The sequence below is a fragment of the Saccharothrix saharensis genome, from assembly GCF_006716745.1.
Taxonomy (GTDB): Bacteria; Actinomycetota; Actinomycetes; order Mycobacteriales; family Pseudonocardiaceae; genus Actinosynnema; species Actinosynnema saharense.
Window position 1 is genome coordinate 4,441,760 of the sequence record NZ_VFPP01000001.1, and the last position, 20,352, is coordinate 4,462,111.

Consider the following 20,352-nt stretch of genomic DNA (forward strand, 5'->3'; position numbering starts at 1 on the left):
GTATCGCAGCAGTTCGACGACCTGCTGCCAGGTCAGCACGTCCACGGTCAGCTCTCAGCCACGACGTGGTGCGGTTCGTCCTCGCACACGTGCTGCGCCCCGACCACGTGGATCTGGTCGCGCACGCGCACCACCTCGACGTTCGTGCCGTACAACTCGCTCAGCGTGCGCGAGGTCATCACCTCGGCGGGCGTGCCGATCCTGAACCGCCCCTCGACCAGGTACAGCACCCGGTCGACCAGCGGGAGGATGGGGTTGATCTCGTGGGTCACGAACAGCACGGCCGTGCGCGCGGTCCGGCGCCGGGCGTCGATCAGGTCGCTCACCACGCGCTGGTGGTGCAGGTCGAGCGAGAGCAGCGGCTCGTCGCACAGCAGCACCTCGGGGTCGCCGACCAGTGCCTGCGCCACCCGCAACCGCTGCTGCTCGCCGCCGGACAGCAGCCCGACCGGCTCGTCCGCGTACCGGGTGGCGCCCACCGCCGCCAGCGCCGCGTCGACCCGCTCGCGGCGCGGACGGCGTCCGCGCACGCCCAAGCCCCAGTTGTGGCCGTCCAAGCCGAGGCCCACCAGGTCACGCCCGCGGAGGGTCAGCGTGTCGTCGACGGCCCGCTGCTGCGGGATGTAGCCGATGCGGCGGTTGCCCCCGGATACCCGCACGGTCCCGCCGGACAGCTTCTGGAGCCCCAGCAACACCCGGATCAGGGACGTCTTGCCGGAGCCGTTCGGGCCGAGCACCGCGACGAACTCGCCGGGTGCGACGTCCAGGTCCAGCCCGTCCCACAGCACGCGGTCGCCGTACGCGAGCCGCGCGCCGCGGAGGGACACCGCGACCGGCGTGTCCGTGAGCTGAGCGGTCATGCGCCGAGCGCTCCCACCAGGGCGTCCACCTGCTTGGTCATCCACTCAAGGTAGCCGGTCGCGCCTTCGGGCAGCGTCTCGGTCACCTCTACGACGACGACACCCGCCGAGCGGGCGGTGTCCAGCACCTTGCCGGTGGCCGCGTTGCCGGTCTGGGCGTTGTTGACGACGGCGGCGACCTGCTTGCCCTCGACCAGGGTGAGCACCTCCGCGAGGGCCGCGGCGGGCACGTCGGTCTCGTTCTCCACCGCCTCGCCGAACGCCTCGGGCGTCGCGTCCGCCACGCCGGCGGCATCGAGCAGGTAGTGGGCAACGGCCTCGGTGGCCAGCACCTTCTTGCCCGCGCCCCGGCCCTTGACCTTGTCCTCCAGGGCCTGGACGCCGTCGGTGAACGCCTTGGCGTTGGCCTCGAAGGTCGACTTCTTGTCCGGCGCGATCGCGCCGAGGTCGACGGCGGCCTGGTCGGCGACCTTGCGAACGGTCTCGAAGTCGTACCAGACGTGCTCGTTGACGGAGTGGTCGTGCTCCTCTTCGCCCTCGGCGTGGCCGTCCGGCTCGGCGGAGGCCTCGGGCTCGTCGTGACCGGATGCCTTGCCGGAGATCGGGAAGGCCTCGATCTTCCTGGCGGCCTCGGTCTCGGGGCCGAGCAGCTTGGCGAAGAAGTCGTCGTAGCCGCCGCCGTTGAAGATCACGAGCTTCGCGTCGCGGACCGCGGCCAGGTCCGACGGCTTGCTCTCGTAGGAGTGCGGGTCACCGGACGGGTCCGAGATGATGGCGCTGACCTGCACCGCGTCACCGCCGACGGCCTCGACCACGCTGCCCCACACGTTGGTGGAGGCGACGACCTTGATCTTGCCGTCGCCGTTCGCGGCGGGGGTGTCCTGGGCACCGCAGGCGGTGAGGACGACGGCGGTCGCGGCGGCAACCGCGCCGAGCAACACGTTGCGGACGGTCATCAGAACACTCCTCGACAGGCGTACGCACAGGCAATGGAAACCGTTGTCGAGTTCAGTTTAGAACGCTCCGCCACCGACAGGCCCACCGACCGGGTGTTTCCACACACCAGAGGGGCCACCTCCCGCGGCACGGGAGGTGGCCCCTCGGGGTACGCGGGACGTCAGTCGGACAGGCGGTGGCCCGACTCGGGGTGGAACAGGTGGACCTCGCCGGCGTCGCGCACGGCGACCTTGACCGTCTGGCCCAGGGTGGGCGGCGTGCGGCCGTCGACGCGGACCACGAACCGCTCCGGCACGCCGCCGATGCGGACCGAGCCGTGCATGAGCGCGTCCGCGCCCAGCTCCTCGACCAGCTCGACGGTCATGTCCATGCCCTGCTCGGAGGAGCTGACCAGCGCCAGCGACTCCGGCCGGACGCCGAAGGTGACCTCGGACAGGCCCTCGCCCGCCGCCCGGTCCAGCGCGCGGCGGTCCAGCGGCACCACGATGCCGTCGAGCTTCGCGCCCTCCGACGTCAGCGGCACGGTCTTGAGGTTCATGGCCGGCGAGCCCATGAAGCCCGCGACGAACGCGTTGGCCGGCTTGTCGTACAGCGCGCGCGGGGTGTCGCACTGCTGGAGCAGGCCGTCCTTGAGCACGGCGACCCGGTGGCCCATGGTCATGGCCTCGACCTGGTCGTGCGTGACGTAGATCGTGGTGGTGCCCAGCCGCGCCTGGAGTGCGGCGATGTTCGCGCGGGTCTCCACGCGCAGCTTCGCGTCCAGGTTGGACAGCGGCTCGTCCATGAGGAACACGGAGGGCTCGCGGACGATCGCGCGACCCATCGCGACGCGCTGGCGCTGACCGCCGGACAGCGCCTTCGGCTTGCGGTCGAGGTACTTCTCGAGGTCCAGCATCTTGGCCGCCTCGGCGACCTTCTCCCGGATCTCGGTCTTGTTGACGCCGCGCAGCTTGAGCGCGAAGCCCATGTTCTCCGCGACCGTCATGTGCGGGTACAACGCGTAGGACTGGAACACCATCGCGATGTCGCGGCCCTTGGGCGGCACGTTGGTGACGTCCTTGCCACCGATGTGGATCGCGCCCTCGTCCACGTCCTCCAGACCCGCGAGCATCCGCAGCGCGGTGGACTTGCCGGAGCCGGACGGACCGACCAGGACCAGGAACTCGCCGTCGGCGACGTCCAACGACAGCTCGTCGACCGCGCGGACCGGCGGGTTGCCGGAGAAGATCCGCGAAGCCTTGACGTAGGCGACCTCAGCCATGCCACACACCTCTCACATCGAGCTTTGCCGCCACGCTAGAGATTGCAAGCGCTTACGGGAACACCCGGATCTCACCTCCGGAACGCCTCCACCGGCGGGATCCCGGCGGCCCTCGCCGCCGGGTGCAGTCCCGCGCCCAGGCCGGTCACCGCGCCGAGGAGCGGCGCGCCGAGGACCACGGCGGTCGGCAGGACCGGTGTCCAGTCGTTGACCACCGCCACGAGCACGATCGCGATCACCCCGCCGCTGGTGCCGACCAGCCCTCCGAGGGCGCCGACGAGGGCCGACTCGGTGAGGAACTGCGCGGCCACGTGCCTGCGCCGCGCGCCGAGCGCGCGACGCAGGCCGATCTCCCCGGTGCGCTCCAACACGGACACCAGCGTGGTGTTGGCGATCCCGACCGTGCCGATGATCAGGCACACCATCGCGAGGACGAGGAAGAGCGAACCGAGGTCGTCGGCGACGGAGTCCCGCAGGGACCGGGGGTCGGGCGGTGCGACGACGCTGAACAGGCCAGGGGCGTCCGGGCGCAGCGCCAGAGCCAACTGCTCGGCCACCACGCGCGCGGCGCCCAACTCCGTGTCGACCACCATCTTGGGCTCGCTGCCGCCGCCGGACAACGCGTCGGACCAGAGCTCCCGCGCGGTGGTGCGGGGCACCACCACCCCGGACAGCACCTCTGCCCGGCGCTCCACATCGGCGATCACGCCGATCACCGTGAACGGCACGCCGCCGAGGTGGACGACCGGCTGCGTGTCGAGCCGGCGCACGCCCAGCCGCCGGGCCGCACCCGCGCCGAGCACGGCCACGCGGTCGGCGCGGTCCTCCATACCCCGGTCGAACGAGCGCCCCTGCGCCAAGCGGGCGCGCAGCGCCGGCGCCAACCCGGACGAGGCCGCGTAGACGGTCACCTGCTGAGCCGGCGCGCCCGGCAACGCGACCCCGGTGACCGGGCCGACACCCTGTTCGGGTACCACCTGCCACACGCCGGCGGACACCACACCGCGCACGCGCGCCGCCCGCTCGTCGGAGTCGTCCGGGAACGCCTCGGACGGCTCCGAGGCCGCGGCTCCCGACCGGGAAGGCTCCTGCTCGACCGAGACCTCGGTGGCCGCCAGGGCGGTGAACCGGGTGGAGATCTGCCCGGTGGCGGTCGCCGTCAACCCCAGCACGGCCACCACCGTGCCGACCCCGAGCACCACTCCCAGCATGGTGAGCAGCGTCCGGCTGGGGCGCTGGAGGACCCCGGCGAGCGCTTCGGCGACGAGGTCGCGCAGGGTGAACCGGGGCGGCTTCACAGCGGCACCGGGTCATTCGCGCGCAGCGGGCCCAGCACGCCGTCCAGCATGCGCACCACCCGGTGCGCGCGGTCGGCGACGGCGCGGTCGTGGGTGATCAGCAGGGTCGTGACGCCGTCGCGACCCATGCCGTCGATCAGCTCCAGCACCGCGGCGGCGTTCGCCGAGTCGAGGTTGCCCGTCGGCTCGTCGCACAGCAGCAGTGACGGCCGCGGCGCCAGGGCACGGGCGATCGCGACCCGCTGCCGCTCACCCCCGGACAGGTGGGAGGGCTGCGCGTCGACCCGGTGGCCGAGACCGACGCGGTCCAGCGCCTCGACCGCGAGGGCACGGCGCCGCGCGCGCGGCGTGCCGGCGTACAACAGCCCCAGCACCACGTTCTCCACCGCGCTGCGGTGCGGGAGCAGGTGGAACGACTGGAAGACGAAGCCGATCCGCCGCGCCCGCAGCCCGGTGCGCTCGACGTCGGACAGCCCCGACACCTCCACGCCGTCCAGCCGGTAGGCGCCCGCCGTCGGGGAGTCCAGCAGTCCGGCGAGGTTCAGCAGGCTCGACTTGCCCGAGCCGGAGGCGCCGACGATCGCGACGTGCTCACCGCGGTGGATGGTCAGGTCGCACGCCTTGACCGCGCGGACCGGCGGCGGACCCGGGTAGGTCAACTCCACCCCGGAGAACTCGACGACGGGTGTGCTCACCCGGCCACCTCCGCGTTGACCGCCGACACCACGACCCGGTCCCCCTCCGCGAGTGCGCCGTCGACCGGCACGACAGCCGCGAACCCGTCGCCGTGCACACCGATGGTGACCGCGATCCGCTCCTCGGTCAGGTCGGCGCGCTGCTTGACGACCTCGACCCGATCACCGGCCGACGAGAACAGCGCCGACACCGGCACCACCAGCACCGGACCACCGGAGGACGCCTCGACGACCGTGAGCCGCACGTCCGCGCCCGCCAAGCGCGGGTCCAGCTCACCGGACGGCGTCACCACGAGCGGGTGCCCCGCGGCACCGGCACCGGCGTCCCCGGTCTCGGGATCGGAGACCAGTTCGCCCACCGACTCGACGACGCCACGCGCGGTCAGGCCCAGTGCCTCGGACCTGATCTCCACGTCACGGCCCGGCTGCACCAGGCCGGCCCGCCCCGGGTCGAGCAGCCCGGTGACCCCCAGCGCACCCGCGGACAACGTGATCAGCGGTGCTTCGACCTGCTTGCCGAGCACCGCCTTCGAGTCGGCCACGCGAGCGGGGAAGCTGGGCAGGAACGCGTACTCCGACAGCGGCAGCATCGCGCCGGTGCTCCGCTCCACCTCGTCGCGCTGCTCCTCGGCCGACGCCAGGTCCTCCTGCGCCCGTGCCACGGCTTGCGGCGAGGGTGGTGTCAGGGCACGGGCGTCGGTCAGCGCGCGCTGTGCCGCGGTGACCGAGCGGTCCGCGTCACGCAGTCGCCGGTCGTCGTCCTCCCCGGTCTGCTCCACCGGGTAGCCGAGCGTGTCGTAGAAGCGGGTGAGCGCCGCCTTGGTGCCGGAGCCGAACACCCCGTCGAGTTCCCCGGGGTCGTGACCGGCGGCAGCGAGCGCCGACTGCAACTGCTTCACGTCCTCCCCCTCGTAGCCCGGCCGGAGATCCCGATACGCGGGCTTCGTCCCCGTCAACGCCACCAACGGGCGGCCCGAGACCTCCAGCAGCAACTGACCGGCCGCGAGTTCGTCACCGCGCTTCACCCGGACACCGGTCACCACGGGTTGGCCACCGGAGGAGTCGCCGGAGGGCGTCACCTCCACCTGCCGACTCGCGGCGACCTGTCCGCGGACCACGACCGTGGAGGTCAGCGGACGGCGCTCCACCACCGCGGTCAACGTGGTCGGTCCCGGCCCGGCCGCCTCGGCGGCGACCTGCTGCGGTGACTTCACGAACCGCGCCGCGACGAAGCCGGCCGCCACCAGCACGACCGCCACCGCGGCGCAGGCCAGCAGCGTGCGGCGGCGCGTGCGCAAGGTGCTGTCCGCCACCGGCCTCAGCGCCCCACGAGCTCGACGGCGCGGCGGACCGCGGTCTGGTTGCGGTCGCGTTCGGCATCGAGCCGCACGGAGTTCTGCTCCACCATCCTGGTCTGGTAGGCCGCTTCGACGGCGAGGCTCACCGAGACCACGCGGTGTTCGTCCCGGCACGCCAGGTCGGCCTTGGCGACCGCGATCTCGGTGGTGGTCGTGCTGTCGCTCTCGGTCCACCGCCGGTCGTTGTTGGCCGCCCACGGGTCGGCGTAGTCGTAGCCCGACTCCTCCATGCACCCGCTCCACTTGCGGTAGACCTCGAGCACCCTGGAGTCCTGCCGGTAGCGCGCGCCCGATTCGGCGTCGAGCGCCGCCGCGGATGCCGGGTCCTGCCCGGACGGCACACCGTCATCGCCGTAGAGCTTGCGACGCGCCTCGCCCATGCAGCCGCCCTCCGGCACGTCCTGCCCGTTGTGGTGATCGACGTCCTGGCCGAGCGCCACCCTGTGCTCCGCCTCGGACGGGCGGTAGTCGGGCTTCTCGACCAACTGCTCGGGTGGCGGGTGGTAGCCGAACCGGTCGACCTCCTCGTGGACGTTGATGCCGTACCGGCGGTCCGTGGCCGCCGGGTCCCGCGGCACGGGGAACGTCTTGGGGGTGAAGCCGAAGCGCCTCAGGCACTCCGCGGTCAAGGTCTGGGTCGCCGAGGCGATGGCCAGGCCTTCTTCGTGCGTCATCTGGTAGCGGTCCAGCGGGAGGTCGTACTGGCGGGCACCGGCCACGTCCGGCACCTCGGCGACCGGCGGCTCCTCGGCCGCGGTCGCCGCCGGGTCGACGGGCCCGGTCGGCGCGACCGGCCCACCGGTGCACGCGGCGACCGCCAGCAGGGAGCAGACAGCGAGCAGAAGCTTCGATCTCGTCATGGTCCTTGGCTCCTCGGAGGCGCCGCGCGGGCGGGTGAAGGGCCCGCCCGCGCGGCGAGCAGCGGTGGTCAGGCGGTGTCGCCTAGCTGTACTGCCAGTTGTGGGAGCTGGCCCCGGCGGCCACGTCGACCGGCATGTACGCCGTCTGACCGGGGATCGGCGCGGCGATCCGGCCACCGCCGTACCAGGTGTCGCGGTAGAACGAGAGGACGTGGGGACCGCAGTAGCAACCGGCGTTCGTGCCCTCGCGGACCCGGTCGTTCAGCTCGCCCCACACGAGGCAGCCGCCCGCCCCGGTGTAGTCGATGCACCGGAACGCCTCGTTCGTGTAGTCCCCCGCGACACCGGCGCTCGTCCAGATGCCTCGCAGGTCCCAGGTCTTCAGGCAGGCTTCGCCCGGGTCGCAGACATGGGGTTGCGCCTGCGCCGACGGGACGGCGACCAGCAGCAACCCGAGGGTCGCGACGACGCCCATGGCGAAGGCGAGCAGCTTGCGCTTGATCGTGTTCATTTCGTTGCCTCCGAGAGGTGAGTGCCGGATCAGGACCAGACCCAGCTGTGCGAGCTGGCGCCGGCGTCGGATCCGGTGGGCGCGGTCGCGCGTCCACCGATGCCGACCTTGGCGATCACGCCGCCGCCACCGAAGCTGTCGCGGTACAGGGCGACGACGGACGGGCCGCACTGGCACCCGTTGTTGACCGCGGTGGCCGCCTTGTCGTTCAAGCTGGTGAAGCGGTGCACGATGGCGTCGCCGCGGTCCGTCCAGTACGCGTTGACGTAGTTGTCGACGTTGCCCGCGGTGGTGTAGGTCGCGAGCGCGTCGTAGGTGTAGAGGCACACCTCGCCGCTGTCGCAGGTCTTCGGGTCGGCCTGCGCCGACGGGGCGAGCACGAGGGCCGAGAGGATGCCGGCGCCGAGCAGCCCGACCGCGGCGGCGGCCCTCCTCACGCCCACACCCAGTAGTGCGAGCTGGCGCCGGCGTCGGTGTTGGTCGTCATCCACGCCTCTTGGCCGGGCACGATGGTCGAGACGCGCCCGCCACCGCCGAAGCTGTCCCGGAAGAACGCCACGATGTAAGCGCCGCATTCCGGCGCCGAGCAACCGTTGTTGTACGCCTTGCGCACCTTGTCGTTCAGCTTGATGTACTTGTAGTGCGACGTGTTGCCCACGTCCACGAAATACCGGACCGAGTAGTCGGCTTCATCGATCGGCGTGCTGTAGATCCCGCCGAGGTCCGCTGTCCAGAGACACACCTCACCCGGGTCACAGGTTCTCGGGTTCGCCATGGCGGCCGGCGCGACAAGCGCGCTCAACGCCAGCAGCACACCGATACCGGCGATCAGGGAGGCAAATCCCTCGAATATCCTTCTCATCATTCTCCAGAGTTCGCGACAGTCGCGGATCGCGACTACCACCAGCCTGGAGAAAAACGAGCGGAATGTCCCGTGTCGTTCGGACAGGTTTTCTCACCGGGACAGGTCGAAGGACCTTGTCCGATAGGACAGGTACACCAGGTGCGCCCGGTTGCGGGCGTTGAACTTGGCCAGCATGTTGGAGATGTGGAACTTGACCGAGCGCTCCGCCAACCGCAGCCGCTCACCGATCTCGCGATCGGTCCACCCGTCGGCCACCAGTGGCAGGACGTCGCTCTCCCGCGGCGTGAGGCTCGGTTCGGGGACGCGTCCGCCGACCGCCAGCCGCAACGGGGAGCGCACCACGCCGATCACATCCGAGGCCACGTCCCGGTTCGACAGGAACGAGCGGACACCTGCCGCGTTCGCCGCCGACAACAGTTCCGATGAAGGCGCATCCGACGTGAACAGGGTGAACACCGTGCCGGCGTGCTGCCCGCGCAATTCGACCACGCGCCGGAGGAGGTCGAGCGGCTCACCCATGGAGATGTCCAACACCGCCACCTCGGGTCTTTCGACCCGGATCAACCGCTCGACCGCCGGCACGGTGTCGGCCGTGCCGACCACTCGCACACCGGAAGCGGACTTCAACACCGAAACGAGTCCCGCCAGCGGGACGGGATCGCTTATCCCCAACACCACGCCGACCGTTGCGGCGCCATCTTTGCCGGTCCTGTGCGCCGGAACATCCCGAAACATCCGATCCCCCCGTTTCACAGCCCCGAACGCGAGCGCGATCCGCATTCAGCAAACGGTGGGGACGCTACCCAGCCCGGGCAAAGCGGACAAGGCACTTGCCGGGTGTCCCGACCGGTCGACCGCGACGGTGACCGGTGGTCGCGACCGGCCGGGAAGTCGTCGGGGGCGGCGGCCGGAGCGGCCACCGCCCCCGAAGGGCGCGCCCGGCTACCCCTTGACCGCGCCCGAGGACAGACCGGTCACCAGGAACCGCTGCACCAGGTAGAACACCACGATCGCGGGGATCGCGACCAGGATCGAGGCCGCCGCCAGGTGGCCCCACTCGGTCCGGTTCTGCTGCACGAACACCTGCAGCCCCACGGCCAGCGTCTTCGACTCGTCCGCCGCCGACAGGAACGCCGACGCGAACGCCACCTCGCCCCACGCCGTCAGGAACGCGTAGAACGCCGTCACGGCCAGCCCCGGCCGGGCCAGGGGCAGCACCAGCCGCCAGAACACGCCGAACGGCGACAGGCCGTCCACCCGGCCCGCCTCGTCGATGTCGGTCGGGATGGTGTCGAAGTAGCCCTTCAGCATGTACGTGCAGAACGGCACCGCGGTCGTGCAGTACACCAGCACCAGGCCGAGCGACGTGCCCTGCAACCCCAGCGCCAGCAGGATGTTGTACAGCGGCACGATCAGCACCGCGAACGGGAACATCTGCACGACCAGGAAGGACAGCATCAGCGACCGCTTGCCCGGGAACCGGAACCGCGACGCCGCGTAGCCCGTCGTCGCCGACAGGAACACCGCCAGCACCGTGGTCATCAGCGCGATCAGCACCGAGTTGCCGAACCACGCGAGGAAGTCGCCCTTCTCCCCCGCCAGGATGCGCCCGTAGTTGTCCAGGCTGGAGTCGTTGAGCAGCTTCGGCGTGGTCTCCACGGCCTTGGCATCGGGCTTGAACGACGTCACCAGCACCCAGAACACCGGGAACACCGCGATCAGCGACGCCACCACCAGCGCGGCGTGCAGACCGACGCCGGCCGGCAGCGACCGCTGCGAGCGCTTCGGCGCGCGAGCCCGCGGGACCGCCTTCAACGACGCGGCTTCGACCGTCATCACCACACCTCGCCTTGCTTGCGCAGCGCACGCCGGTACACGCCCGCGAACACGAGCAGCACGGACAGGATCAGCACGCCGTAGGTCGACGCCACCGCGAAGTCGCGGGACGCGCCGGAGAAGAACCGCTCGAACGCGTAGGTCACCAGGATCCGGGTGTTCGGGTTCGGCCCGGTGATCAGGTAGATGATCGCGAACATGTTGAACGTCCAGATGATGCCCAGCAGCACCACGGTGCTGGACACCGACCGCAGGCCGGGCAGCGTCACGTTGCGGAACCGCTGCCACGCCGTCGCGCCGTCGACCTCGGCGGCCTCGTAGAGGTCACCGGGGATCGACTGCAGCCCGCCCAGCAGCGCCACCATCATGAACGGCACGCCGAGCCAGGTGTTCACGATCATCACCGCGACCAGCGCCCAGTCCGACTGGCCGAGCCACACCGGGTCGGGCAGGCCGAAGAAGCGCAGGACCTGGTTGATGATCCCGTACTGCGCGTTGAACATGTACTTCCAGGCGAACGCGCTGATGAACGCGGGCACGGCCCACGGCAGGATCAGCAGCACCCGGTACACCGCCCGGCCGCGCACCTCGCGGTTGAGCAGCAGCGCGAGGCCGAGGCCGATCGTGTAGTGGAAGAACACGCAGCCGAACGTCCAGATCAGCGTGCGGACCAGCGTGCCCCAGAACGCGCCGTAGCTCGCGTCGCCGGACAGGATGTTCAGGTAGTTGTCCAGGCCAACGGAGACGTAGGTCGCCGGTCGGTCCAGGATCGGGTTGGCGATGTTGCCCTCGTTGATGTTGGTGAAGGTGAAGAACACGCCCTGGGCGAGCGGGAACAGCACCAACACCGCGATGACCACCACGACCGGCAGCACCATCGCGTACGCGTACCAGTGCCGGTCCAGGAACCTGCGCACCGAAGTCTCCCTTCGCCGCCCCTCGGCGCCCGGCCCACGTGCGGGCCGGGCGCCGAGGGGGATGGTCAGCCGACGGTGTACTCGGTGACGACGGTGTCCTTGTAGGCCTTGGCCACGTCGTCCAGCGCCGCCTTGGCGTCCTTCTTGCCGGCCAGCACGTCGGCGTAGGCGATCTTCAGCGGGTCGAACAGCTGGCCGCCCTCGGGGATCCACGCGCGCGGGTGGGCGGAGGTGACGACCGGCTCGAACGCGGACACGACCGCGTTCGCCTTCACGTCGGCGTTGTCGTAGGCCGACTTGCGGGTGGGCAGCAGGCCCAGTTCCTTGGCGATGCGCGCCTGCGACTCGGTGCTGCTCATGCAGGCGATGAACTTGACCGACGAGTCCTTGGCCTTGGTGCCCTGGCGGATCACGTAGTCGTGGCCGCCGACCGGCGCGGAGCCCTTGCCCGCGGTGGCGCCGGGGACGGGCGCGATGCCCAGGTTCGCGGCGTCGGTGAACGCGGCGCCCTTGAGGTAGTCGGCGACCGACCACGGGCCGTTGACCACCATGGCGACCTCGCCGGAGGTGAACGCGGCCTGCATGTTGTTGTAGGAGTTCGCCGGGTCGAGCGCGGTGGACGCGGCCTTGGCGTCCAGCAGGCCCTTGGCGGTCTCCAGCGCCTTCACGTTCTCCGCCGAGTTGACCACGATCTTCTTCGCGTCGGCGTCGACCAGGTCGCCGCCCTCGCCGTAGATGAACGGCAGCGCGTAGTAGGCGTCGTTGTTGATGAAGATCGTCTTCTCACCGCCGAGCTTGGCCGCGGCGGCCTTCACGTCGTCCCACGTCTTCGGCGGCTCGACACCGGCGTCGGCCAGCAGCTTCTTGTTGTAGAACAGCGCCAGCGAGTCGGTGACCTGGGGGACGCCGTAGGGCTTGCCGTCGAACTTGGTGGAGCCCAGCGGGGTCTCCAGGAAGTCGGACGTGTCGCTCGCCAGCTCGGTGCCGGTCAGGTCGACGACGTAGCCGAGCTTGGCCAGCTGCGACACCCACGCGACCTCGGCGCGGAAGACGTCCGGGCCCTGACCGCCCTGCGCGGCGGTGCGGTAGTTGTTGAGCGCCTGGTCGAACGCGACCGTCTCGGTCTTGACCTTGTAGCCGCCCTTGGTCGCGCACTCCTGCGCGATCGTGGTGAACACCGGGCTCTCGTTCGGGCCGCTGGTGTCCCAGAAGGTGATCTCGCCGGAGTCGCCGGACGCCGATCCGCCGTCGCCACCACCGCACGCGGTGAGGACGAGGGCGGAGACGGCCGCCGCTGCGGTCACGAGGGTGGTACGTCGCATCGTTGCTGTCGTCCCTCCTGCGGCCTCCACCGGGATGAAGGCTCTTGCAAGAACTTGCGAAATTGTTGACGCGGATTTCAACCCGCCGACCAGGTCCGGGTCAAGGGTCTTGACGTAACCAAGCCGTAACGGCAGCGGGCGGGCAGCGGAAACCGAGGTGGGCGTTGCAAAAATTTGCCGCTGACGGCAGGCTGCACGTCACCAACGGGTCAGCGCCAGTGAGCAGCGAGGAGGCAGGGTGTCCGGTCTGTCCGAGATCGCCAGGGCAGCCGGGGTGAGCATCTCCACGGTCAGCCGGGTGCTCAACCGCCGGGCGGGCGTGAACGACGAGACGCGCCAGCGCGTGCTCGCGGTGCTTGCGGAAATGCCTTACACGCCACGCGGGTTGGGCGCGTTGCAGCGGACCGGTGTGATCGGGCTGCTGGTGCCGGAGCTGTCGAACCCGGTGTTCCCGGCGTTCGCCGAGGCGCTGGAGGTGCGGGCCGCGCGGCTGGGGTACTCGTCGCTGCTGTGCAACACGCGGGCCACCGGCGCGGGCGCGATGGGCGAGGAGGAGTACGTGCGGATGCTCCTCGCGCGCGGCGTGGAGGGCATGGTGTTCGTGTCGCCGGAGATCACCAACGTCGAGGTGCCGCTCGGCCAGGCGCCGCGGCCGTCGTACTACGCGAAGCTGCTGGCCGACGGCGTGCACATGGTGTTCCTGAACGGGGCCACGCCGTCGCTGGACGTGCCGGACGTGACGGTGGACGAGCAGCACGCGGGTTACGCGGCGACCCGGCACCTGGTGGAGCTGGGGCACCGGCGGATCGGGTTCGTGTCGGGTCCGGCGCGGTCGTTGCCGTCGCGGCTCAAGCGGGCCGGGTGGGCGGCGGCGCTGGAGGAGGACGGGTTGCCGGCGACCTCGGACTTCGTCGCGCACGGGCCGTTCGGGCCGGAGGGCGGCGCGGAGGCGGTGTCGGTGCTGCTGGACACCGTGCGGCCGACGGCGGTGATCTGCTCGTCCGACCACATGGCGATCGGCGTGCTGCGGGAGGCGCACCGGCGCGGGTTGACCGTGCCGCGCGACCTGTCCGTGGTGGGGTTCGACGACATCCCGCTGGCGTCGTACTGCTCGCCGTCGTTGACCACGCTCGCGCAGCCGATCGAGGAGATGGCGTCGGCGGCCGTGGACGAGTTGGTGCACCGGCTCGACCCCGATCGGCGCAGACGCCCGGCGGGCAATTACACGCGCGTTTTCCGACCGCGCCTGGTGGTGCGCGAGTCGTCCGCCGCACCCCTATTGGTTTAGACCACTGTACTCGGAGGTAACCAGTTACCATCTGCACTGATGACAATCTGGAGGGACGCCGGTCACCCCCACTTCTGTAATTGGTTCTGAACCGTTACGGTCACTTCATGGCGCGGTCGATGCATGTGCGACGCCCCGCGACGCTCGCCTCACTGGCGGCGGAGCTGGGTGTTTCCCGGACAACGGTGTCCAACGCGTACAACCGTCCCGACCAGCTCTCGCCAGAGCTGCGACGCCGGGTGTTGGAGACAGCTAGACGACTCGGGTACCCGGGGCCCGACCCGGTGGCCCGTTCACTGCGGACCAGGAAGGCCGGTGCGGTGGGCCTGCTGCTCACCGAGAACCTGTCCTACGCGTTCCGCGACCCGGCGGCGATCGGGTTCCTGGAGGGGTTGGCCCTGGCCTGCGAGGACGCCGGGACCGGGCTGCTGCTCGTACCGGCGAACCCCGAGCGCGAGGACGTGGCGGCCGTGCACCGGGCCGGTGTGGACGGTTTCGTCGTGTACTCGGTGCCCGACGACGACCCGCACCTCGCGGCCGTGCTGGAGCGGCCCGTGCCGACCGTCGTGTGCGACCAGCCCGACCTCGGCAACGTCGACCGCGTCGGCATCGACGACCAGGCGGCCATGCACGCGCTGGCGCAGCACCTGATCTCGTTGGGGCACCGGCGGGTCGGCGTGGTGTGCATGCGCCTGGCCCGCGACCGCAACGACGACTTCGTGACGCCGGAGCGGCAGCAGGCGGCGCACTTCCACGTGCAGCGGTCCCGGCTGGCGGGGCTGGCGCAGGCGTTCGCGTCGGTCGGCGTGGACTGGGCGACCGTGCCGGTGGCCGAGCGGTTCGACCACACCATGGCGTCGGGCGCGTCGGCGGCGGCGCAGGTGCTGGAGCGCGACCCGCAGATCACCGCGCTGATCTGCACGTCGGACATACTGGCCCTCGGCGCCATGGCGGAACTCCGGCGGCGCGGCCTGCGGGTGCCCGCGGACATCACCGTGACCGGCTTCGACGGCATCCGCGAGGCGGAGCAGGCGGGCCTGACGACGGTGCGCCAACCGGTCCTGGAGAAGGGCCGCGCGGCCGGCAAGCTGCTCCTCGACTCGGCCGAACGCACCCGCCCCCGCGCCGTCACCCTGTCCACCGAACTGGTCCACGGCACGACCGCCGCCCCACCGCGCGGCACGGCCGAGGAACGCTGGTTCGGCCCGTGACCCGATCCGCCTGACGACGTCCCGACCCTCCGCGGGGGTCCCCGGAAGGGGGCCCCCGCGGTCGTTCCACCACGTGGACCGCTGCGCGGAGGGCGTCGAGGTGTGCCCCGACCGCGTCCGACCGCACCCACCCGGCCTCGCCGACCGCCTCCGGTACGGCGGCGGCAGCTCCGCCTCCGCCCGCTGCGCCGTCCTCGGTCCCGTGCCCGGCCGGGAGCCGTGGGCCTCACGTCACGCGGAAGATCACCGGGTTGCCCGCCTTGCCCCCGACGACCGCCGTCAGCAGGTAGTCACCCGCGCCGAGCCGGGAGCTCCGGCGGCACCCCGGTTCCGAGGTGCTGCCCGGCCACCGCACGCCGTAGGTGAACCGCTCGCCCGGCCGCATCACGCGCACCTCCGAGCCGTCGGTGACGAAGCAGTCGTTGCTCGACCACAGCCGCGTCACGCCGTCCGCGCTCGTCACCACCAACTCCCGCACCGCGCGCCCGATCTCCTTGGCGCACGGCAGCGGGCCGGTGTTGGACACGACGATCGTGAACCGGACGGGTTGGCCGGCCGGGATCGTCGGCTCGCCCACCTCCGCCGCCACGGCCACCTGCGCGTCGTCGCACGGCGGCGGCGGGCCCGGGGGCGGGGTCGGTGACGGCGGGGGAACCGGCGTGGGCGGCGGGGTGGTCGCGGACGACGGGGCGACCACCGGCGTGGCGGCGGGCGAGGGCGGGCTGGACGGCCGCACGACCACCGGAGCCGGGTCACCCCGGCCGATCAGCGCGCCGACCAGCCACACCACGCCGATCAGCGCGACCAGTGACCCGGCGACGGCGAGCGCGCGACGTCGCCAGTACACCGACCGCGGGTGCGGGCCTGTGGGCTCGGTCACGCGGTCGAACGTAGCCGGGTCACGTGGAATTCCCCGGTAGGCCTCGGTCGCCCGATGTGGTGAACGTGAGGTGCGCCCGATCCCCTTGCCCGCCATGCGGGAGGCGGGTTCCAATCCGGGGGACAACGGGAGGTGCGCGATGACCGCGATCGACGAGCTGCTGCGCCGCAACGCCGAGCTGGGCGACGTCGTCCCCGGCGACCGGTCCTCGCCGAAGCCCTCGATGCAGGTGACGATCCTGACCTGCATGGACTCCCGCATCCGGGTGTTCGAGATCTTCGGCCTCGAGCAGGGTGAGGCGCACGTGCTGCGCAACGCGGGCGGCGTGGTGACCGACGACATGATCCGCTCGCTCGCGTTGAGCCAGCGCAAGCTCGGCACCCGCGAGGTGCTGCTGGTGCACCACACGGACTGCGGCTTGCAGCTGGTCACCGAGGACGAGTTCAAGGACGAGCTGGAACAGGCCTCCGGCATGCGCCCGCCCTGGTCGGTGGAGGCGTTCCGCGAGGTGAAGGACAGCGTCCGCGGCTCGATGAACCGGGTCCGCCACAGCCCCTACCTGCCGCACCGCGACAACGTGCGCGGCTTCGTCTACGACGTGCACACGGGCCGGTTGACCGAAGTCGTGTGACCGGTCGGCGAACCGGTCTGGGAGACTGTGCGGCGCTATGAGCCTGGACGCCGAGCTCCTCCTCGACTGGTTCGCCGACACCGCCCGCGACCTGCCCTGGCGCCGGCCGGAGTGCACGGCCTGGGGCGTGCTGGTCAGCGAGATCATGCTGCAGCAGACCCCGGTGGCCCGGGTCGAGCCGATCTGGCGCGAGTGGCTGGCCCGGTGGCCCACGCCGTCGGCGATGGCGAAGGCGAGCCAGGGCGAGGTCCTGCGGGCCTGGGGCAAGCTCGGCTACCCCCGTCGCGCCCTCCGGCTGCACGCCGCCGCGCAGGCCGTCGCCGAGCACCACGACGACGTCGTCCCGAGCGACGTGGACACCTTGCTGGCCCTGCCCGGCATCGGCGCGTACACCGCGCGGGCGGTGGCGGCGTTCGCGTACGGGCAGCGGTGCCCGGTGGTCGACACGAACGTCCGCCGGGTCGTGGCGCGGGCCGTGCACGGCGCGGGCGACGCGGGCCCGCCGTCCACCACCAAGGACATGAAGGACGTCGAAGCGCTCCTGCCGGAGGAGGACGGGCGCGCCGCCGTCTACTCGGCCGCGCTCATGGAGCTGGGCGCGGTCGTCTGCACGGCCCGCGCGCCCAAGTGCGCCGACTGCCCGGTGTTCGACGGGTGCGCGTGGCAGCTCAACGGCCGGCCCGCGTACGACGGCCCGGCCAAGGCGGTGCAGAAGTTCGCGGGCACCGACCGGCAGGTGCGCGGCCTGCTGCTGGACGTGCTGCGCGGCACCAGCGAACCGGTCGCGAAGGCGCGGCTGGACGTGGTCTGGTCGGACGCGGGCCAGCGGGACCGCTGCCTGCACTCCCTGCTCGTGGACGGCCTGGTCGAGCAGACGCGCGAGGGCCTGTTCGCACTGCCCGGGGAGCACTGACCCGTGCACGCCCTGGTGGTCTTCTTCGACGCCGAGGCCGAGCGGGCCGTGCGGACGCTGTGGCGGCGGATCGGCGCGAAGTCCGAGCTGCCGCCCCACCTGACCTACGCGGCGGCGGGCACGATCGGGCCGAAGGTGCGGGCCGAGCTGCGCGAGGACCTGTCCCGGCTGTGGCTGCCCGACGTCTGGCTGCACACGCTCTGCGCCACGGAGAACGCCCTCCGGCTCGGCGCGGTCGTGGACGCCGAGCTGCTGGCCGTGCACTCGGCCGTGCACGACGTCCTCGCGGGCCGGGTGAAGCACCCGCACGCCCAGCACCTGCCCGGTAGCTGGGTGCCCCACTGCCCGCTGCTCACCGGCGAGGACGCCGAGGTGAAGGCGGCGTTCGCCGAGCTGCACCCGATCACGCCGATCCGCGCCAAGACCCGCGAGATGGCGATCGTGGACACTCAGACCGGGTCGATCGACCCGCTCAGGAACGCCTCCACCGCGCCCCGGTAGACCTCCGGCGCCTCGTCGTGCACGACGTGCCCGGACTCCGGCACCACCAGGTGCGTCGCGCCCGTCCGGCGCGCCACCTCGGCCATCTGCCCGGCGCGCAGCCCGCCCAGCCCGGCCTCGACCACCAGCATCGGGCACCGGACCGCGTCCACGTAGTCCCAGTACGCCCGCTCGCCCCACTCGGAGGCGATCTCGTACAGGTCGGGCAGGTGCGCGATGAGGTGCCAGCCGTCCTCGCGCTCCTCGAACATCTCCTCCACCCGCGGCACGTCCACGACCGTCCGCACGTGCGCCAACGACTCGAACGCGGGCGGCCACGCGTCGAAGTACCACTTCCACTCGTCGACCGTGCGGCCCCGGTTGTCCGGCACCACGTCCTCGGCGACGACCGCCCGCACCAGGTCGGGCCGGGTCGCGGCGAGCGCCCACGCGTGCAGCCCGCCCATCGAGTGCCCGATCACCACGGCGGGCGCGAGGTCGAACCGCTCGATCACCTCGGCCGCGTCGGCGACGAAGTCCTCCGTCCGGAACGGCCCGCGCACCGGGTTGCGGCCGTGGCCGCGCGCGTCCGGCGCCACCACCCGCCCGTACGGCTCGAGCCACTGCGCCACCGTCCACCACGTGCTGGCCCGGCTCATCAGGCCGTGGAGCAGCAGGATGCCCTGCCCCGATCCCCCGAACTCCGCAACGCTCATGCGTGCATCATGTCGGCATGGCCATCAGTCCCGGGGCGCGCCCGTACCTCATCGTCATCATCGTGGTGCTGGTGGTGGCCGGGATCGTGGTGGCGAAGCTGCCCCGGGACGAGGAAGGCGCGCCGAGCGCCGCGCGGACGACGACCACCACGCCCCCGGTGGTGGACGCCGAGGGCGGCGACGGCGCGGGTGACGCCTACTACCCGCAGGACGGCAACACCGGCTACGACGTCAGCGGCTACGACGTGTCGGTCAGCTACGACCCGGCGACCAAGCGGCTCGACGGCGTCGCGACGATCACCGCCAGGGCGACCACCGACCTCACCAGGTTCAACCTCGACCTGTACGCGCTGGAGGTGACCGGCGTGGACGTGCGCGACCAGGCCGCCGAGCACCGCCAGGAGGGCGACCACGAACTGGTCGTCACGCCCGCCACGCCCCTGACCGCCGGCGAGGAGTTCACCACCACCGTGCGGTACGGCGGCGAGCCGACCCTGTTCGAGGACCGGGCGCTGGGGCGCAGCGGCTGGCAGGTCTCGGCCGGCGGCGGCGCGTTCGCGGCGGGCGAGCCGCACTCGGCGACCACGTGGTTCCCGGCCAACGACACCCCGCGCGACAAGGCCACGTTCGCCCTGACCGCCCGCGTGCCGGAGGGTTGGTCGGTGATCTCCAACGGCGTCGAGGCGGGCGCCACCACCACCGACGGCTGGACGTCGTTCCGCTGGGTCGCCGACCAGCCGATGGCCACCTACCTGACCACGATCGCGATCGACAAGTGGATCGTCGAGCGGTCCACCCTGCCCGACGGCACGCCGGTCGTGGACGCCTACGCGCCGGGCGCGGAGAACGGCAGGCAGCACCAGGAGCGGCTGCCCGAGGTGCTCGGGTTCCTGGCGGAGAAGTTCGGGCCCTACCCGTTCTCCTCGGCGGGCGGGATCTTCCTGGCCGACGACATCGGCTTCTCGCTGGAGACCCAGACCCGGCCGATCTACGCCGGGTGGGCCGACCTGGACACCGTCGTGCACGAGAACGCCCACCAGTGGTTCGGCGACTCGGTGAGCCTGGAGAACTGGGCCGACATCTGCCTGAACGAGTGCTTCGCCTCCTACGCCCAGTGGCTGTGGGCCGAGGCCAAGGAGGGCGTCGACCTGGACGAGCGGTACCGCGCCGAGGTCGAGCGGGTCGACGACCGGGAGACGTACTGGAACCGCAAGCTCTACGACATGGGCCGGGGCAACGAGTTCCGGGGCGTCTACGACAAGGGCCAGCTCGCGCTGCACGCGTTGCGCCGCCAGGTCGGCGACCCCGCGTTCGACCGCCTGGTCAAGGAGTGGACGGCCGCGCACCGCGACGGCAACGCGTCGTGGCCGGAGTTCGAGGCGCACGTGGAGCGGGTGTCGGGTCAGGACCTGGACGCGTTCTTCGGTGCCTGGTTCCGCGGCGCCGAGGTGCCCGCCGACGAGTTCCTCTACCCCGGACCGCTCCGCCGGTAA

The 20,352-nt window shown here is 71.6% G+C and carries 22 protein-coding genes; 6 read left to right on the forward strand and 16 right to left on the reverse strand.

Features of this window, described 5'->3' with window-relative positions; genetic code table 11:
• Positions 1–47 precede the first annotated feature (47 nt).
• The 14 genes from FHX81_RS19325 to FHX81_RS19390 form a co-directional block, all read right to left on the reverse strand.
• Complete coding sequence (locus tag FHX81_RS19325; protein WP_141979497.1) at positions 48–860, reverse strand: metal ABC transporter ATP-binding protein; 813 nt, start codon at positions 858–860, stop codon at positions 48–50.
• On the reverse strand, positions 857–1,816 hold the full coding sequence (locus FHX81_RS19330) for a metal ABC transporter solute-binding protein, Zn/Mn family (protein ID WP_141979498.1): 960 nt from the start codon (positions 1,814–1,816) through the stop codon (positions 857–859). The genes FHX81_RS19325 and FHX81_RS19330 overlap by 4 nt, the downstream gene beginning before the upstream one ends.
• A gap of 161 nt (positions 1,817–1,977) precedes the next feature.
• Positions 1,978–3,078 (reverse strand): ABC transporter ATP-binding protein, encoded by a 1,101-nt coding sequence (locus tag FHX81_RS19335; protein ID WP_141979499.1) that lies wholly within the window; start codon positions 3,076–3,078, stop codon positions 1,978–1,980.
• Positions 3,079–3,149: 71 nt separating this feature from the next.
• Positions 3,150–4,376 carry an ABC transporter permease gene (locus FHX81_RS19340; RefSeq protein WP_141979500.1) on the reverse strand — a complete coding sequence of 409 codons (1,227 nt, stop codon included), beginning with the start codon at positions 4,374–4,376 and terminating at the stop codon, positions 3,150–3,152.
• The gene (locus FHX81_RS19345; RefSeq protein ID WP_141979501.1) at positions 4,373–5,071 is read right to left on the reverse strand and encodes an ABC transporter ATP-binding protein; all 699 of its coding nucleotides are present in this window, start codon (positions 5,069–5,071) and stop codon (positions 4,373–4,375) included. Before FHX81_RS19345 ends, FHX81_RS19340 begins: the two co-directional genes overlap by 4 nt.
• Entirely contained in the window at positions 5,068–6,384 is a 1,317-nt protein-coding gene (locus FHX81_RS19350; RefSeq protein WP_141979502.1) for a peptidoglycan-binding protein, read from the reverse strand. The genes FHX81_RS19345 and FHX81_RS19350 overlap by 4 nt, the downstream gene beginning before the upstream one ends.
• A 5-nt stretch (positions 6,385–6,389) precedes the next feature.
• On the reverse strand, positions 6,390–7,289 hold the full coding sequence (locus FHX81_RS19355; protein ID WP_141979503.1) for a hypothetical protein: 900 nt from the start codon (positions 7,287–7,289) through the stop codon (positions 6,390–6,392).
• Between the two features lie 82 nt (positions 7,290–7,371).
• Entirely contained in the window at positions 7,372–7,800 is a 429-nt protein-coding gene (locus FHX81_RS19360) for a hypothetical protein (protein ID WP_141979504.1), read from the reverse strand.
• Positions 7,801–7,829: 29 nt separating this feature from the next.
• Positions 7,830–8,237, reverse strand: a complete 408-nt coding sequence (locus tag FHX81_RS19365; protein ID WP_141979505.1) for a hypothetical protein — start codon at positions 8,235–8,237, stop codon at positions 7,830–7,832.
• A complete protein-coding gene (locus FHX81_RS19370; RefSeq protein ID WP_141979506.1) occupies positions 8,234–8,704 on the reverse strand; it encodes a hypothetical protein in 471 nt (156 codons plus the stop codon). Before FHX81_RS19370 ends, FHX81_RS19365 begins: the two co-directional genes overlap by 4 nt.
• Before the next feature lie 51 nt (positions 8,705–8,755).
• On the reverse strand, positions 8,756–9,445 hold the full coding sequence (locus FHX81_RS19375) for a response regulator transcription factor (protein ID WP_141979507.1): 690 nt from the start codon (positions 9,443–9,445) through the stop codon (positions 8,756–8,758).
• A gap of 162 nt (positions 9,446–9,607) precedes the next feature.
• Positions 9,608–10,501 carry a sugar ABC transporter permease gene (locus FHX81_RS19380; RefSeq protein ID WP_141979508.1) on the reverse strand — a complete coding sequence of 298 codons (894 nt, stop codon included), beginning with the start codon at positions 10,499–10,501 and terminating at the stop codon, positions 9,608–9,610.
• Entirely contained in the window at positions 10,501–11,418 is a 918-nt protein-coding gene (locus tag FHX81_RS19385; protein WP_425473830.1) for a carbohydrate ABC transporter permease, read from the reverse strand. Before FHX81_RS19385 ends, FHX81_RS19380 begins: the two co-directional genes overlap by 1 nt.
• A gap of 65 nt (positions 11,419–11,483) precedes the next feature.
• Positions 11,484–12,740: an extracellular solute-binding protein gene (locus tag FHX81_RS19390; RefSeq protein WP_141979509.1), complete on the reverse strand. Its 1,257-nt coding sequence runs from the start codon at positions 12,738–12,740 to the stop codon at positions 11,484–11,486.
• A gap of 238 nt (positions 12,741–12,978) precedes the next feature.
• Between FHX81_RS19390 and FHX81_RS19395 the strand changes: the two genes are divergently transcribed.
• Together FHX81_RS19395 and FHX81_RS19400 are read left to right on the forward strand one after the other, a co-directional pair.
• Positions 12,979–14,028 (forward strand): LacI family DNA-binding transcriptional regulator, encoded by a 1,050-nt coding sequence (locus FHX81_RS19395; RefSeq protein ID WP_141979510.1) that lies wholly within the window; start codon positions 12,979–12,981, stop codon positions 14,026–14,028.
• Between the two features lie 107 nt (positions 14,029–14,135).
• Positions 14,136–15,239, forward strand: a complete 1,104-nt coding sequence (locus tag FHX81_RS19400; RefSeq protein WP_141979511.1) for a LacI family DNA-binding transcriptional regulator — start codon at positions 14,136–14,138, stop codon at positions 15,237–15,239.
• A gap of 226 nt (positions 15,240–15,465) precedes the next feature.
• On the opposite strand, the gene FHX81_RS40620 is transcribed toward FHX81_RS19400, so the two are convergent.
• A complete protein-coding gene (locus tag FHX81_RS40620) occupies positions 15,466–16,119 on the reverse strand; it encodes a hypothetical protein (protein WP_170232096.1) in 654 nt (217 codons plus the stop codon).
• Positions 16,120–16,258: 139 nt separating this feature from the next.
• Between FHX81_RS40620 and FHX81_RS19415 the strand changes: the two genes are divergently transcribed.
• The 3 genes from FHX81_RS19415 to FHX81_RS19425 are packed head-to-tail and all read left to right on the forward strand — an operon-like array spanning position 16,259 to position 18,164.
• Positions 16,259–16,750 carry a beta-class carbonic anhydrase gene (locus tag FHX81_RS19415; protein ID WP_141979514.1) on the forward strand — a complete coding sequence of 164 codons (492 nt, stop codon included), beginning with the start codon at positions 16,259–16,261 and terminating at the stop codon, positions 16,748–16,750.
• Positions 16,751–16,787: 37 nt separating this feature from the next.
• A complete protein-coding gene (locus FHX81_RS19420; protein WP_141979515.1) occupies positions 16,788–17,663 on the forward strand; it encodes an HhH-GPD family protein in 876 nt (291 codons plus the stop codon).
• 3 nt (positions 17,664–17,666) lie between these two features.
• A complete protein-coding gene (locus tag FHX81_RS19425) occupies positions 17,667–18,164 on the forward strand; it encodes a 2'-5' RNA ligase family protein (protein WP_141979516.1) in 498 nt (165 codons plus the stop codon).
• Here FHX81_RS19425 and FHX81_RS19430 read toward each other — a convergent pair.
• Positions 18,113–18,859 carry an alpha/beta fold hydrolase gene (locus tag FHX81_RS19430; protein WP_141979517.1) on the reverse strand — a complete coding sequence of 249 codons (747 nt, stop codon included), beginning with the start codon at positions 18,857–18,859 and terminating at the stop codon, positions 18,113–18,115. The genes FHX81_RS19425 and FHX81_RS19430 overlap by 52 nt on opposite strands.
• Before the next feature lie 17 nt (positions 18,860–18,876).
• Here FHX81_RS19430 and FHX81_RS19435 point away from each other — a divergent pair, with 17 nt between their 5' ends.
• A complete protein-coding gene (locus FHX81_RS19435; protein ID WP_141979518.1) occupies positions 18,877–20,352 on the forward strand; it encodes a M1 family metallopeptidase in 1,476 nt (491 codons plus the stop codon).